Here is a 14,185-nt window from a genome sequence, read left to right on the forward strand (position 1 = left end):
TTCTGCGGCTTATCGCTTGGAGGGGACCATGAAGTTGTCAAAAATATCCGCCATGTAATCCACAAAAACGCGTACCTTTGGCGTCATCTGGCGGGTACTGGGCCAGAGCATGTGAAAAGTGGTCGTTACGGGAGCCATAAAGCTGTCCAGCACCGTCTTCAGTTCCCCGGTGGCAAGTTCATCTTTTACCGAATAATCCGGCAAGCAGGCGACACCACGCCCCTCTTTTACCATAAACAACAGAACGTCGAGGCTGCTGCAGACAAGTGTCAAGGGAGCGACCTTTCCGCTACTTCTTGCCCCTACATGCTGAAACGGCCACTGTGCAACTTTCCCTGAACTGGGGAAGCGATAGTGAAAGCAGGCATGCCCGGACAGTTCATCCGGACTGGATGGCGCTCCATTTCGCTCGAAGTATTCAGCAGAACCCACAATGCAGAGTCTGAATGACCCCAGACGACGTGATATCAACCTGGAATCGCTCAGTTCTCCCCCTCGTATCACAACGTCCATCCCGTCCTCAATGACATCAGATAATCTGTCTGAAAAATCGAGATCAAGCTCAATCTGCGGATGACGCTCCATAAATTGCGCAATCATCGGCAGCATCAACCCTCCGGCTAGCGGCAGTCCAACACGGAGCCTTCCGCGAGGTTGACCGGTCATGGCTGAAATCTCATCTTCTGCGGCCTGAATTTCGCTGAAAATTCGGTGACACCGTTCCAGGAAAACCTCGCCCTCAGATGTCAGACGCACCGAGCGTGTACTTCTCTGGAAAAGGCGTACGCCCAGGCGCTCTTCCAGCCTCGATATGCTCTTGCTGACCGCGGATGATGAAATACCTTTTACCCGCCCGGTGGCGACGAAGCTTCTCGTCTGTGCCACGTGCATGAACACCTCCAGCCCGGTCATTTTTTCCATCATTTGTTTCTGCCCGATCATTGCTGACAAATATGTCATTTGTGTTATGCCAGTCAGCCCCATCAATGGCAAGCGGATATCCGCTTATTATTACCGTCATAACACGACCCAACGGACGGCTTACTAAGACCGTCCCAGAGTTCTGATAAACAGACACAGGAGAAACATCATGAGCAGCAAAATTCGCGTAGGTATTATTGGTACCGGCGGTTGGGCAAGGTATGGCCATATTCCGGCCCTTCAGTCGCTGGAAGATTTTGAGATTACGGCGCTGGCCGGGCGTAATAAAGAAAAGGTTGAGAAGTATGCCGCTCAGTTCGGCATCGGCCAGGCCTATGGTAGCCCGGAAGAACTGCTGGCTAATCCTGATGTAGATCTGGTTGTGGTGTTGGCACCGACGCCTGAACATGGCCGTCTGGCGAAAGCGGTCATTGAGGCAGGAAAGGATGTCTACAGCGAATGGCCTCTTTCCACCACCACAGCAGAATCAGAAGAGATTCTGGCGCTGGCGCGTGAAAAGGGGGTTAAACATATTGTCGGCCTTCAGCGCCGCTTTTCTCCCAGCTCGCGTTTCTGGCACGACCTGATAAAACAAAACTGCGTCGGTAAAATCCGTGCGGTACGCATGTCCGTAGGTGTCGATGCTTTTGGTGAGGTCATGCCGGCGTTTGCAAAATGGGCGCTGGATGCGGCTAACTTCACCGAAATACTGTCGATATACGGCGGCCACTTCCACGATATGTTGTTCCACGGTGTGGGTTTCCCACAAAAACTGACGGCAATTACTGAAAACCAGTTTCCTGTCACCACGATTGCGGAAACCGGTGAGAAAGTGCCTTATACCAGCCCAAATGAAGTGATGGTTATAGGGACACTTACCGACGGTGGGCTGTTCTCGGTGCAGCTTGAGGGGGGCCAGAAACATCGTACCGGCCTGCAGATTGATATCACTGGCACTGAAGGCGTGCTGCGTATTACTAATGCGCGTGGTTTTGAGAATAAAGATGATAACGCGATAGCGATAATGCGCAATGGCGTTGAGACATTTGAACCTCTGACTGTCCCCGCAGAATATGCGTTTTTACCCGTTTCTCATCTTGATGCCAGTTCACAGGATGTGGCCTATCTCTACGCGGCCTATGCCCGGGACAAAGCGAGGGGCTCCAGTGAAGCAACTACGTTTGAAGATGCGTTGCGCCAGCATCGTTTAATCGATCGGATCACTGAATCTTCTGAGCGTTTCTTCAGCTGAGATTTTGTTCCAATCGCCTGCTCAGAATGGAGACATTATGGGCGGGCAAGCGTGGCCAGGGGGTGAGCATGTTCGACCCTATGCATAGTTAGCAGCGTGCCATCATTCTAAAAACAGCAACCTGGTACAATATTCTGCCCCCACGTGCCTCTATCCTTAAGCCACTTGAGAATGGCTGTTGATGATGGAGTCACTATGTTTGTCGGTGTGTTGTTTGCCCTGATTGCCGGGTTGATGTGGGGGCTGATATTTATTGGCCCGGTATTGGTGCCGGACTATCCAGCCGCGTTGCAATCCACCGGGCGCTATCTGGCTTTTGGGCTTGTCGTGCTGCCGCTGGCCTGGCTGGATCGCCGCCGCCTGCGTCAACTGCTGGCTAAAGATTGGCTAGAGGCGTTAAAACTGACCGCGATTGGCAATCTGCTGTATTACCTGTGCCTGGCCAGTGCGATCCAACGTACCGGAGCGCCGGTATCGACCATGATTATCGGCACGCTACCGGTGGTGATATCGGTCGCTGCCAATCTGTTTTACGGCCATCACGACGGCCGTCTCTCCTGGCGAAAATTGACTCCGGCCTTGCTGGTGATTGCGCTGGGGCTGGTGCTGGTCAACGTTGCGGAACTGCAAGGCAATAGCGAGCCTATTGATGTCTGGCGTTATACCAGCGGCTTGGGGTTGGCACTATTAGCGGTGGCGTGTTGGACCTGGTTCCCTCTGCGTAACGCGCGTTGGCTACGCGATAACCCGGATAAACGGCCCACAACCTGGGCCACGGCGCAGGGGATTGTGACCTTACCTTTGGCGTTGGTGGGTTATGTGCTGGTTTGCGGGCAATTGGCGCTGACACAGCCGCAGTTCGCGCTGCCGTTTGGCCCAAGGCCGCAGGTGTTTATCCCGTTGATGATTGCTATTGGCGTCTTGTGTTCCTGGCTAGGTACGTTGTGTTGGAACGAGGCGAGCCAGCGTTTACCGACGGTGCTGCTTGGGCCGCTGATCGTGTTCGAGATCCTGGCTGGATTGGCCTATACCTTTATGCTGCGTCATAGCTGGCCGCCGTTGATGACGCTATGTGGCATTGCCTGTTTGATGATCGGGGTGATTTACGCTATGCGCATCAAGCTGGAACCGGTAGTCGTTGCGTTAGAGGAACGGGGATAAAACATTTTTTATTTGATGGGGATGACTGCGTCAGAGATTGAGCAAACTCTGCGCAGTGCGCCCGTTGCCGCCATAGTGGACCCCTGGCGGCCCATCTCACGGCTTATTTACCGATCAGCGGCAATTTCCTGAACAATTCTTTGAGTTTGATGGCATCCCACGGGAAAAACTCCGTGATCCCCAGCCCGACGATGTCGGTAAGTTGCTCTGCGTCGGCGATCCATTTGGCGACGTTCGTCAGCGTCATTTTTCCACGAGCGATCCCTTCGAAGGCATTTTCATCCGCATCTGGGTTCTGGAACAGCAGAGATTTAAATGACCTCTCATCCAGCGCGTCCAGATCAAAATGAATGGCCAGATGCGTTATGTTCTCACGTTGGATCCACGCTTTCAGGCTGTCGGTACTTTTGGCCGCTTGTTCAGGCGAGCAAGTGGCAATCGAATGTTTGGCCAAAAACTCGGTTTCATAAGGGGTTGTGCCGTGAATACCGGTGATCATGATTTTTGATGCTGGAACGGGTGTACTGACTTTTGACGTCAAATCCGCATCCCCGTTTCCCATCAGTGCACCAAGCACGTGGGCATGGGAGTGTTGGAATTGTGCCGGAGTCATAACATCAGGGTGAGTATCGATCCAGAGTATGCCAAACCCTTCCTGATATTTGTCACTCAGCCAGGCAAAGGGAACCAGATCGACAAGACAGTCGCCGCCCAATACGGCAATGGTGTCTGGGGACTGTTCTGCAATGAGCTGTTCGGCACTAGCAAGCTGCTGTTTGATTTGAGAGCGCCCGGTTATGCCATCTTCTATCGCCAGCGGCTCGCCTGGCGGCGTCACAGGAATATGGATAACAGGAGAGTCGGTGTGCGGTGCCAGCCATGCCAGCAGTTCGGCACCAAACTGGTAGGCGGGGTTGTTACCCCCTTGCCACATAGGGAAAACCACGCGGATATGCTTATTTTCAGATTCCATCACTTCTCCTACTCGATTGATGCTAAAAGCAACGCAGCTGAGAGGCGCGCCGCCTTTGGCATTGTAGAGAAGTGGTGGGTGGGTTGCCAGACTTCATCCCAGATGAGGGGTGGCCCCAGCTAGAAAAGCGGCTACGGGTTTCCCCGTAGCCGTTATCGATTAACGTTTACTGTGGTGGATAATCTCTTCGGCCACATTGCGCGGAGCCTCTGCGTAGTGGCTGAACTCCATGGTGTAGGTGGCACGGCCTTGCGACATGGAGCGCAGGGTGGTGGAATAGCCGAACATCTCAGACAGCGGAACCTTGGCATGGATCTCTTTGCCTCCGCCACCGGGGATATCCTCCATCCCTTGCACCATACCGCGTCGTGACGACAAATCGCCCATCACGTTTCCGGCGTAATCCTCAGGCGTTTCCACCTCTACCGCCATGAGCGGCTCCAGGATCACCGGACTGGCCAGGCGACAGGCCTCTTTAAACCCAAAGATAGCCGCCATACGGAAAGCCTGCTCGGAGGAATCCACATCGTGGTAGGAACCGAAGGTCAGATGCACTTTGACATCGACCATCTGATAACCCGCCAGCACGCCATTATTCAGCGCCTCCAGAATGCCTTTTTTGACTGCTGGAATATATTCACCGGGGATCACGCCGCCTTTGATCTCATCAAAGAACTCAAAACCCTTACCGGGTTCATTGGGTTCCACCGTTAACACCACGTGGCCATATTGGCCTTTACCACCGGACTGACGTACAAATTTGCCTTCTACGTCGGTCACTTTCTGGCGAATGGTTTCGCGGTAAGAGACCTGCGGTTTGCCGGTGTTGGTTTCAACGCCAAACTCGCGCCGCATCCGGTCGACTATGATCTCAAGGTGCAATTCACCCATGCCGTAGATGATGGTCTGGCCAGAGTCTTCATCGGTGCGTACGCGCAGCGAAGGATCTTCCGAAGTCAGGCGTTGCAGCGCAACCCCCATTTTCTCCTGGTCGGCCTTGGTTTTTGGTTCGATGGCCTGTGCGATAACCGGCTCCGGAAACACCATGCGTTCCAGCGTGATAATGGCATTGGGATCGCATAGCGTATCGCCGGTGGTCACATCCTTCAGGCCCACACAGGCGGCAATATCCCCGGCGTGCAACTCATCGACTTCTTTACGATCGTTGGCGTGCATCTGCACGATACGCCCAATACGCTCTTTTTTGCCTTTTACCGGGTTATAGACGCTATCGCCTTTGGCCACGATGCCGGAATAGACGCGCACGAAGGTCAACTGACCAACAAACGGGTCGGTCATCAGCTTGAATGCCAGCGCGGAGAATTTTTCATTATCATCGGCCTTACGGGTGATAATGTTATCGCGTTCATCATGGCCTTCCATCGGCGGTACATCCAGCGGAGAGGGCATAAGTTCGATCACCGCGTCCAGCATGCGCTGGATACCCTTGTTGCGGAATGCCGAACCGCACAGCATTGGCTGGATCTCACCGGCAACGGTGCGGGCGCGCAACCCATGAACGATCTCCTCATTGGTTAATTCGACCTGATTGAGGTATTTGTCCATCAGCGCTTCGGAGCCTTCCGCTGCAGCTTCAATCATCTTGTCGCGCCACTCTTGGGCCTGCTCGAGCATTTCAGCTGGGATCGCCTCGAAGCGGTAGGTCATACCCTGAGTCGCTTCATCCCAGAAGATGGCCTGCATGCGGATCAAATCCACTACGCCAGCAAAATGGTCTTCTGCACCGATGGGGATCACCACCGGCACCGGATTGGCTTTCAGGCGTTCTATCATCATGCTACGCACGCGGAAAAAGTCTGCGCCGGTACGGTCCATTTTGTTGACGAAGGCCAGACGCGGCACCTTGTACTTATTAGCCTGACGCCACACGGTTTCAGACTGCGGTTGCACGCCGCCGACCGAGTCATACACCATCACGGCACCGTCCAGCACGCGCATCGAACGTTCCACCTCAATGGTGAAATCGACGTGCCCGGGGGTATCGATGATATTGATCCGGTGCTGAGGATAATTATGCTCCATGCCGTTCCAGAAGCAGGTGGTAGCCGCGGAGGTAATGGTTATCCCGCGCTCCTGTTCCTGCGCCATCCAGTCCATGGTAGCGGCGCCGTCGTGGACTTCGCCCAGCTTGTGACTGACCCCGGTGTAAAACAGAATCCGCTCGGTCGTCGTGGTTTTGCCGGCATCAATGTGCGCCGAGATGCCGATATTGCGGTAGCGTTCGATGGGGGTAGTGCGTGCCATAATCAACCTTTCTTAGCCTTGTGGCGTACGGCTTTAACTGTTTACGTAAAATGATATCCCTCAATGGGTTATCAACCAGGCCTGGAACAACAACGTCCTACGGCCTTAGAGTAATCGTAGTTGATAGTATTAAGTTTATTAACCTATGACTGTGATAGGTCGCATAAAAATAAAACATTTAAAATCATAATGTTAAAAGTGACAGGTCACTATAAGTCACTATTAGGTCATAATTAACCTACACAAACACCCATTTATCGCTGCGTTCATCATGGTACTTGGCCGTCATTTCTGCGGATTTATGGCCAAGTAAATGCTGAGAGAATTCCTCGCCATTTTCTTTTTTGTGCAGTCTTGCGGACAAACTGCGCAGTTCATGAAATGAAGGCGGGGATGTTTTCCACTCAAGCCCAGAAGCGCGCCTGCTGTCTTTGAATGCTGTAGATAAATACGAACCAGCCGGTGTTGTGCATCGTGGCGAGTTCGTGGTGCCCAAAGTGGCCACGCAGCGTATTGGCGTTGATAATCTGTATGCCATGATGCCAGGCTATGCCACTGGGGGGTTAGTCGGAAACGCCGTTACCGACTCTGCGCCAATTTATGGATTACGTAGCTCTGATAATCCACCGTTAACCGTCAATGCGCCTGTGACCATTAATCAACAAGGAGGGGGGCAAACGCAGCCCGTAAAAATGACGCAGTTGCTAGAGCTTATCAGCAAGTTGTTGATGCATCGATTAGGAAGGGCATTGCAAGGGAGTTTAAACCAAGCGGGCAGATATGGACGGTGCTGAATCGGAGATAATTTTCAAGATCGTGATGCGCTGAGATGCTTGGTGGTTACAAGTAGTGATAGGATGCTGCCACTTGTTATTTTTTTTGGGCATGGAAGTGAAAAAAATTACTTTTTTATCTCTGTTATCACTATCGCTTATCGGGTGTGCTTCGCACAATCCTTCGTATCAGCGCGAAAAACAGGCAGAACAACGTGTTGAGGAAAAAGAGAATTACAAAATATTAGAGATATCTTCACAAGGTGATTTCTCAGGAAAGCCAATAAACGGAGTTCAACTCAGAAAAGAGATTGCAAAACGCAGCAAAAATGGTGAGTTGTCAGGATATATTGTTCACTCTGTCACATATGCACCTTATAACAATACATGGAGTAAAAAAGGATGGTTTGCAGGAACAGAGAATTATAAAAAAGGAAGTTACAACCTTAGAGGGTATTTTGTAATGCAAGGCACCCGGGAAGGTGCCGTAAGGAATGTTATTGGTTGGCATGGATTCCCCGTTGGTGATAATGTTACCACTAGCCATGATAAATATGTGGGGTCCAATGCATTTGGGGTTACTGCTCGTGTAGAGCGCCTGCGTTATAAGGGGGCACTCTTAGTTTTCGGAAACAATAGAATCAATCCTGATAGCGAGCTTGGCGTTGATGCTGATATAGAGGTGATCGGTGATCTACCCACAACCTTAAGCATGCAAGAATGCAAAATAGAATATTTAGCGAGAGTAACAGGATTAAGCAATAGTTTCGTTATTGGGGGAAGGGACCGGTCCCCCACGCTGGACAGTCCAGATGATATCAAAGGGGATATTGTGGCGTTCAATGCTGAATTAATCGCAGCAAGACTTGTAAATGCTAAAACAGGCGAAGTCTATCCTGCTAAATTGAGATGGGTGTTTAGAGAAATCTGATATTGTTGAGAAATGTTTAAGGTTGTGTGTGGGGCGACAAGTAGTTAAAATGATCTACCCCATAGCCAAGCGGCGCGTCTAACGAGAAACAACATTAACCAACAACCCACTTCGGTGGGTTTTTTTATGCCTGGAGAAAACATGCAGTAGAAAACCGAGCGACATTCCAGAGGGGCGCTTTATAGACTTGCGAGTTGAAATGCCCGCACGCGACGAATCAGAGCTGGAGTTTGAACCGGAACCAGCGCCAGCAGACGAGCTACCAGTGAGTTCTACGGAACCGGAGAGCGGCGATGGCTATAGCCCGATGAAGGAACGGAGTGCACGGAGGATGCGAAGAAGTAGTTCAGGACCGGGAGAAATCCCGGCCTTATTATTTTAATGATCTGTTGTGTGGTGGCCAGGACAAAAGGTATGTATATGTTATCTGACCCACAATAACTACTATAACCTCACTATTTAGTAATGAGATACTGAGGATTATATGAATATTATTAAAGGTGCGTTACAAACTGTAGACGTGGAAACCGCAATTATCCGTGGTGGATATATACCTGTAAACTCGTTCGAAAAAGGTTTTACCCTAGCTTCGCCCGAACAGGCACTACAGTTGGAGAAAACAAATGAGTATTTTGTTTGGAGTGGTTCTTTCCCAAAAACTGTTCCAAAAGAGTCAACGCCGGATACTATAGGCGGATTTGGGCCAAATGCTTGGATAGATGTAAGTAACTTAACGTTCAGAACTCAGGCAACCGTGCCCGATGGGTATACATTAATACCAAGTTTACAGCCTCGGCCTGCATGTGGTAGAACCATATATGCTGATAGAAATGCGGGGGTATTCCCTACTAATAGCAGTCAACAAAACGGTATGATTGTAAATTCATTGCTAATTGACTATGACGAAATTATTTTTGTTGAGCCAGTACCACTTGGCGAAGTTATTGTGTCTGCAAAGAAACGAATAAGGGCTTTGCATAGAGCAATGTTTGATATGGATGAAACCGTTTCGTTCGGACTAAAAGTGGAACGGGGATGTGTCGGAAGTATATTTGAGAACATCACTTTCCGGTTTAATGCCCCAGATCAAATTGCCTGGATTTATGACGGAAAAAGTGGTGATACAAGCAAGTCATATCCGCAGTATAACAATTCTTATAACTGTGATACTGAGGGTGCTCACGTTGATGGCTCCATTTCAATGCTTCTGTCATACACTTGGTCTAATAGGTTTTTCGGATGTAATTTTAATCGCACAATGACAGGTATTGTTTTTGGACGGGATACCGACCCTGCTGGATACGTGAATTATAATGTACTGTTCGGGTGTGAGATTCGAAGCGATAAAACAAAACAAAACAGCGGTAGTCCGATAATTCATCGTTCGGGAGGGGGTAATGCATTAATTGGTTGCGCTATTGAAAATTGGTTAGGTGCTCCTATCATATCGGGAGGGAACTTTCTCATCTCTGGTGGTTACCTTGAGGCCATGGACACTGCAACCAAGGTGGGTGGTGGTCGGCTTATTATCACTGATTGCCATGACAATGGGCCTGCAATTGTCATGGATGCAGATGGGTCTTCTCTTGTTTATGAAAATAATCTATTCACGGGTAGCGCGTATACATCTGGTTATCCAAAAATACAGCGCAGAGGAGATATAGACGCCTCTATCACGATATCAGGGGTTGAGTCAGGACGCGCTGGCTCTGTCCTCATACGCCCAGGGCAATACCGTGGAGACACTGCCATTTGGTATAATACTAGCCCTCGGAAGTCTCGGGAATCTATAGATCATGGTTTTTCTTCAATCTCTGCACGAATCGGCGATGACCAGCTTAACGTAACAGGAACGGATAATTTTTACACAGTTAGGTTTAACAACTCGACAATTGATGCAGATAGCGGCAATGAGTTCAACGCTACTGTGGGTATTTTTACCGCTGGAATTGGTGGTGTGAGGACCATCAGTGGTGGAGTCTACTTAGGTGGGGTTACATCTGGCCAGCCATGTGAACTTTTTGTGGTCACAACTGATAGAAAATATTTGTTAGCAACCAGACGAGGTGATGGTATTTCTAACATCTTTTTGTCGGGCACAGTATCAATTCCAGTATTCAACGGTCAGACCGTCAGGTTGCAAGTAATTGCGCATGGAAGTGCTACAAAAACTGTATCAGTTCTTCGCGGTAATGCTGTTGATGGTTACTCGTATCTATCAATTGTAAAATAAATTATTTTTCAAAACTAAATCAATTAGTTATATTACATTCTAACTAAATCTCAAGCCACCAGTCAGGGCCGTAACCCCAATTGACTGGGGCCATATAGATTTTGCCGTCCCGCTGATTGAGAAGAATAACGCGGGTTCCTGGAGCAACGTTATACCGATCGATCGGAACGTTATCTTGACCGCTGGCCACTTCCAGTTCTGAGGCCAAAACGTCCAAGTAATCGGCTCGAGTTTGTACCAGGGCAAATCGTCCGAACATTTGTGAAAGCCTTTAACTAAATTTTGAGTATAGAAGAAGGGTAGCTGTCGAGGGGTTAGTAGAAAATCTTGACTATGCGGAGAGATGTAATATGCATAAAAATGAAGTCACTATTACTTGTAACTTGTTGATTTTTATCAGCAGGAATGTCGTGTTTTGTGGTTGTTTGTTGTGCATTTAATGAGTGATAAATTGGATAATTAATTGATTTTATTAGGCATTAACTTACTTGGGTATGCTATGGCTGTGATGGGCGTTTAAAAATTAAACATTACAGATCACGGGGTTGTTCTGCGGATGGTCTTGTTAGGGGGTGAAAGAGGGCAAACTGAACTGCCCCACAAGAAATTTCCTACAACCAAGATAAATAGTGTTCAGGTTGCCTGAAAAACAAGCTGATTCGTTTATTGCTATGAATTTTTCTGCAAAGAAATTGATGTTTATGTGAAGTTGAGCGAGACATCCCACAAACTTCATGGTTAAATTCCGAATTCGCTCAATTAGCACATTATTTTATTGCAGAGCGATTTTTATTTACTCATGGATTAAGAGATTAACATGCAAAAAACATATTTATCAGTACTTCTGGCTGGCGCAATGGCGCTGTCTTTCGGCGTTCAGGCTGCGGGTGAAAGCACCATTTCATTAGGTTACGCTCAGAGCCACGTCAAGATTGATGGCAACAATCTGAATGAGAACCCAAAGGGTTTTAACCTCAAGTATCGCTATGAAATTGATAACAATTTAGGCTTTATCACTTCATTCACCTATACCACGCAGTCGTATGACTTCTATTATGGCAGTAACAAAGTGGGCGATGGTGATTTAAAATATTACTCACTGACTGCTGGCCCAGCCTATCGCTTTAATGACTATATCAGCGCCTATGGTTTAATCGGTTTTGGCCACGGCAAGGCGACGACCAATGTCTCAATGCTGGGGTACTCTTCTAACACAGACGAAAGCAAGACCAGCGTCGCTTACGGTGCGGGCTTACAAGTCAACGTTACCCCTAATATCGCTCTTGATGCTCATTACGAGTATTCAAAGCTGGGTGATTTTAAAGTCGGTACCTGGACCGTTGGTGCAGGCTATCGTTTCTGATAGAAATGCCCTAAAGGGTTTTGAGGGGGCAGCACTAGGCCATTATTGTCGGTAAAAAGGGTCTGACCTTCTCGAAACCTCGGAGCCGCCGCTACTCGCGTCGGTTCCGGTTTTATCTTCCTTCAAATGCGTTCTTTTTCAATCAACCTTTCTTGCCGTTTGGTATACGGTTCCCTCGATACCCCTTCCATGATCCGTTGGCGGGCGGTTTAATGTATCGACGTTAAAATCCAGAGTAACCGTTTGCTGAAAGGACTCGTCATGTCTGCGTTTCGTGTTCTGCTTTTGCTGGCCGTTGCGGTCCAACTACCAGCCTCTGCCAAGCCTTTGGTCAAACCATCCGGCACTGTGCCAGGTACCATTCAATGGCAACCCTGCAACAGCACCGCCTTTCAACACTGGTTCAGCGATGGGCCGCCTCCGGCCAGGTTACAATGTGGCTATGTCGAAGCGCCACTGAGTGACCAGAATGCAGCACAAACCGTTCGGCTGGCTCTCACGAGGTTACCTGCGGTAGGCCCAAAAAAAGGCAGTGTGGTGATCATCGCGGATGGGCCTGGCTCACCAGGGCTCAATCCAAAAATTGCCGAGCAGGGTCCCGCCTGGCGGTTGCAAAAATCTTACGACATCATTGGCTATGATCCTCGCGGTGTGGGGCAATCGACACCCAAAATTTCCTGTCTACCAACAGCCAGTGAGGAAACACCGTCACCCGATGAAAACGATATTCCCGGTGCAGAGCAACAGGCACGGGATAGGGTGGCGGCCTGCATCAAGCAGACAGGAGGCGATGTGGTGCAACATATGGGCACCCACGAAGCCGTTAACGATCTTGATACCCTACGCCGGGCATTGGGTGAACCCGCTTTGACCGCCGTGGCGTATTCTTACGGTACCAAGGTCGCGGAGTTGTATGCCGAGCGTTTCCCTAAGAAAACCCGCGCGTTGGTGCTCGATGGCGTAGTGAACCTGAAAGAAGATGACTTTAGCCAACGCATCAATCAGGAACGGGGTTTTCAGCAAAGCTTCCTGCGTTTTGCCGATGACTGCGAGAAGAAGGGCTCATGCCCTTTAACCAGCGAACCTAACTGGGCGATCCAGCGGTACCACAGGATGCTGCGCAAATTGCACGATGCTCCTTTCGTTACTCCGTCGGGTTATGAAATCTCTGCCGATGACGTGATCACGCTGACGCGTAACCTGTTGCCCTGGCGGGAACGTTGGCCCGAACTGGCCACGGCCTTGCGTAAAATTGATGAGGGCAAAGCCGATGATGCGGTGACCGATCTTATCGACGAAAGCTATACCCCAGACGCTGATGATGCGCGAATGGTGATCACCTGTGCAGATGTGGCGAAACCTGATGCCGACCAGCAGTTGTTACGTCGGCAGCGCCAACAAATCAATACCGCAGCCTCATTTCCCAATTACTTACCGTTGCATGAGTATCCACTCGAGACCTGTGATTTCTGGCCATATCCTGGCCATTTGGAACCGCATGCTCCCGTGCTTTCTAATGCTCTCCCGCCGTTGTTGTTCATTTCCCAGCGCTATGACCCGGTTACGCCATATCGTAACGGCCGTGAAATGGCTTCGAGTTTTAAAAGCCCGCTGATTACCCGCGAAGGGGATGGCCATACGCTGGCGTTGACGGGCATAGACAGCTGTGTGGATGATGCAGTAGTGGATTATCTGTTGAGTCCCAAAAAACCACGACGGGATAAAAGCTGCCGTTGAGTGGGGGTCTTTGGGGGATGATATGTGCCTTCACCAGGCTGACAGAAACACTACTCAGTAGTGTTCTAAACCTACGTTCTGGGGGATACTAAGTTATGCCAGTAGGGGGGGCAGGACTGTAATTTTTACTAAGAGTATTCTGCCCCGTGATGAAGTACAGGATTAAGCGGAATGTCGGGTAGGGATACAGATTTTTCCGTTAATAATGTGCGCATCCCGGCGGATCCACTCATTAACTTTGTAAACACTGGTTCTGTGAAGTTGTGCGAAAGTCTTAATATCTCCGTCATGCTTTCTATATATAAACTCTCTGACACTGGTCAATGTACAGTTCTCCATGAAGTGTGGCTTCCTAGGTGAAGGGTATGTGGATACCCATTATTAGGTTGGTACTGTTATAGCATAGAGCGTAACATAAAGTTTTAAATACGGGAATTAAACTTTGCTGTTATATGCGAAATTTTATCGATCTGTTTTTTTAATTAGATACTCTTAGGTGATGGATAAATTCACATTCAGGTAAAAAACAAGGAATAAGTTTTAATTTTATTTAAAATCATAACGTTACATTGATTT

11 protein-coding genes are annotated in these 14,185 nt (G+C 49.3%); 6 read left to right on the top strand and 5 right to left on the bottom strand.

Going from position 1 to position 14,185, the window contains the following annotated elements:
- Positions 1 to 9 precede the first annotated feature (9 nt).
- Positions 10 to 960: a LysR substrate-binding domain-containing protein gene (locus A6U95_RS23145; RefSeq protein WP_065686188.1), complete on the bottom strand. Its 951-nt coding sequence runs from the start codon at positions 958 to 960 to the stop codon at positions 10 to 12.
- Between the two features lie 130 nt (positions 961 to 1,090).
- On the opposite strand from A6U95_RS23145, the gene A6U95_RS23150 reads away from it, so the two are divergent.
- Positions 1,091 to 2,173 (top strand): Gfo/Idh/MocA family oxidoreductase, encoded by a 1,083-nt coding sequence (locus tag A6U95_RS23150; protein ID WP_065686189.1) that lies wholly within the window; start codon positions 1,091 to 1,093, stop codon positions 2,171 to 2,173.
- A gap of 195 nt (positions 2,174 to 2,368) precedes the next feature.
- Positions 2,369 to 3,334, top strand: coding sequence for a DMT family transporter (locus A6U95_RS23155; RefSeq protein WP_065686190.1), 966 nt, complete (start codon positions 2,369 to 2,371; stop codon positions 3,332 to 3,334).
- A gap of 103 nt (positions 3,335 to 3,437) precedes the next feature.
- On the opposite strand, the gene A6U95_RS23160 is transcribed toward A6U95_RS23155, so the two are convergent.
- The 3 genes from A6U95_RS23160 to A6U95_RS30150 all read right to left on the bottom strand — a co-directional run bounded on the left by A6U95_RS23160 (position 3,438) and on the right by A6U95_RS30150 (position 7,077).
- Complete coding sequence (locus A6U95_RS23160) at positions 3,438 to 4,307, bottom strand: arginase family protein (RefSeq protein ID WP_065686191.1); 870 nt, start codon at positions 4,305 to 4,307, stop codon at positions 3,438 to 3,440.
- A gap of 159 nt (positions 4,308 to 4,466) precedes the next feature.
- On the bottom strand, positions 4,467 to 6,572 hold the full coding sequence (fusA, locus tag A6U95_RS23165; RefSeq protein WP_065686192.1) for an elongation factor G: 2,106 nt from the start codon (positions 6,570 to 6,572) through the stop codon (positions 4,467 to 4,469).
- Between the two features lie 238 nt (positions 6,573 to 6,810).
- A complete protein-coding gene (locus A6U95_RS30150; RefSeq protein WP_074423394.1) occupies positions 6,811 to 7,077 on the bottom strand; it encodes a tyrosine-type recombinase/integrase in 267 nt (88 codons plus the stop codon).
- Positions 7,078 to 7,439: 362 nt separating this feature from the next.
- On the opposite strand from A6U95_RS30150, the gene A6U95_RS23170 reads away from it, so the two are divergent.
- On the top strand, positions 7,440 to 8,276 hold the full coding sequence (locus A6U95_RS23170; protein WP_139102440.1) for a hypothetical protein: 837 nt from the start codon (positions 7,440 to 7,442) through the stop codon (positions 8,274 to 8,276).
- Positions 8,277 to 8,760: 484 nt separating this feature from the next.
- Complete coding sequence (locus A6U95_RS23175; RefSeq protein WP_065686194.1) at positions 8,761 to 10,509, top strand: hypothetical protein; 1,749 nt, start codon at positions 8,761 to 8,763, stop codon at positions 10,507 to 10,509.
- Positions 10,510 to 10,552: 43 nt separating this feature from the next.
- Here the strand turns inward: A6U95_RS23175 and A6U95_RS23180 are convergent, their stop codons facing one another.
- A complete protein-coding gene (locus A6U95_RS23180) occupies positions 10,553 to 10,768 on the bottom strand; it encodes an SOS response-associated peptidase family protein (protein ID WP_241810713.1) in 216 nt (71 codons plus the stop codon).
- A gap of 558 nt (positions 10,769 to 11,326) precedes the next feature.
- Between A6U95_RS23180 and A6U95_RS23185 the strand changes: the two genes are divergently transcribed.
- Both A6U95_RS23185 and A6U95_RS23190 read left to right on the top strand, forming a co-directional pair.
- Positions 11,327 to 11,872 carry an Ail/Lom family outer membrane beta-barrel protein gene (locus tag A6U95_RS23185; protein WP_065686195.1) on the top strand — a complete coding sequence of 182 codons (546 nt, stop codon included), beginning with the start codon at positions 11,327 to 11,329 and terminating at the stop codon, positions 11,870 to 11,872.
- Positions 11,873 to 12,133: 261 nt separating this feature from the next.
- Positions 12,134 to 13,609, top strand: a complete 1,476-nt coding sequence (locus A6U95_RS23190; RefSeq protein ID WP_065686196.1) for an alpha/beta hydrolase — start codon at positions 12,134 to 12,136, stop codon at positions 13,607 to 13,609.
- The last annotated feature ends 576 nt before the right edge of the window (positions 13,610 to 14,185 follow it).

This window comes from Serratia sp. 14-2641 (genome assembly GCF_001692375.1).
Classification (GTDB): domain Bacteria; phylum Pseudomonadota; class Gammaproteobacteria; order Enterobacterales; family Enterobacteriaceae; genus Chania; species Chania fonticola_C.

What these genes read in the sequence shown, in the direction of transcription:
- A6U95_RS23160 (WP_065686191.1), bottom strand. Translation starts at nt 4,307, where the DNA reads ATGGAATCTGAAAATAAGCATATCCGCGTGGTTTTCCCTATGTGGCAA.
- A6U95_RS23180 (WP_241810713.1), bottom strand. Translation starts at nt 10,768, where the DNA reads ATGTTCGGACGATTTGCCCTGGTACAAACTCGAGCCGATTACTTGGAC.
- A6U95_RS23175 (WP_065686194.1), top strand. Translation starts at nt 8,761, where the DNA reads ATGAATATTATTAAAGGTGCGTTACAAACTGTAGACGTGGAAACCGCA.
- A6U95_RS23150 (WP_065686189.1), top strand. Translation starts at nt 1,091, where the DNA reads ATGAGCAGCAAAATTCGCGTAGGTATTATTGGTACCGGCGGTTGGGCA.
- A6U95_RS23155 (WP_065686190.1), top strand. Translation starts at nt 2,369, where the DNA reads ATGTTTGTCGGTGTGTTGTTTGCCCTGATTGCCGGGTTGATGTGGGGG.
- fusA (WP_065686192.1), bottom strand. Translation starts at nt 6,572, where the DNA reads ATGGCACGCACTACCCCCATCGAACGCTACCGCAATATCGGCATCTCG.
- A6U95_RS23145 (WP_065686188.1), bottom strand. Translation starts at nt 960, where the DNA reads ATGACATATTTGTCAGCAATGATCGGGCAGAAACAAATGATGGAAAAA.
- A6U95_RS23190 (WP_065686196.1), top strand. Translation starts at nt 12,134, where the DNA reads ATGTCTGCGTTTCGTGTTCTGCTTTTGCTGGCCGTTGCGGTCCAACTA.
- A6U95_RS23185 (WP_065686195.1), top strand. Translation starts at nt 11,327, where the DNA reads ATGCAAAAAACATATTTATCAGTACTTCTGGCTGGCGCAATGGCGCTG.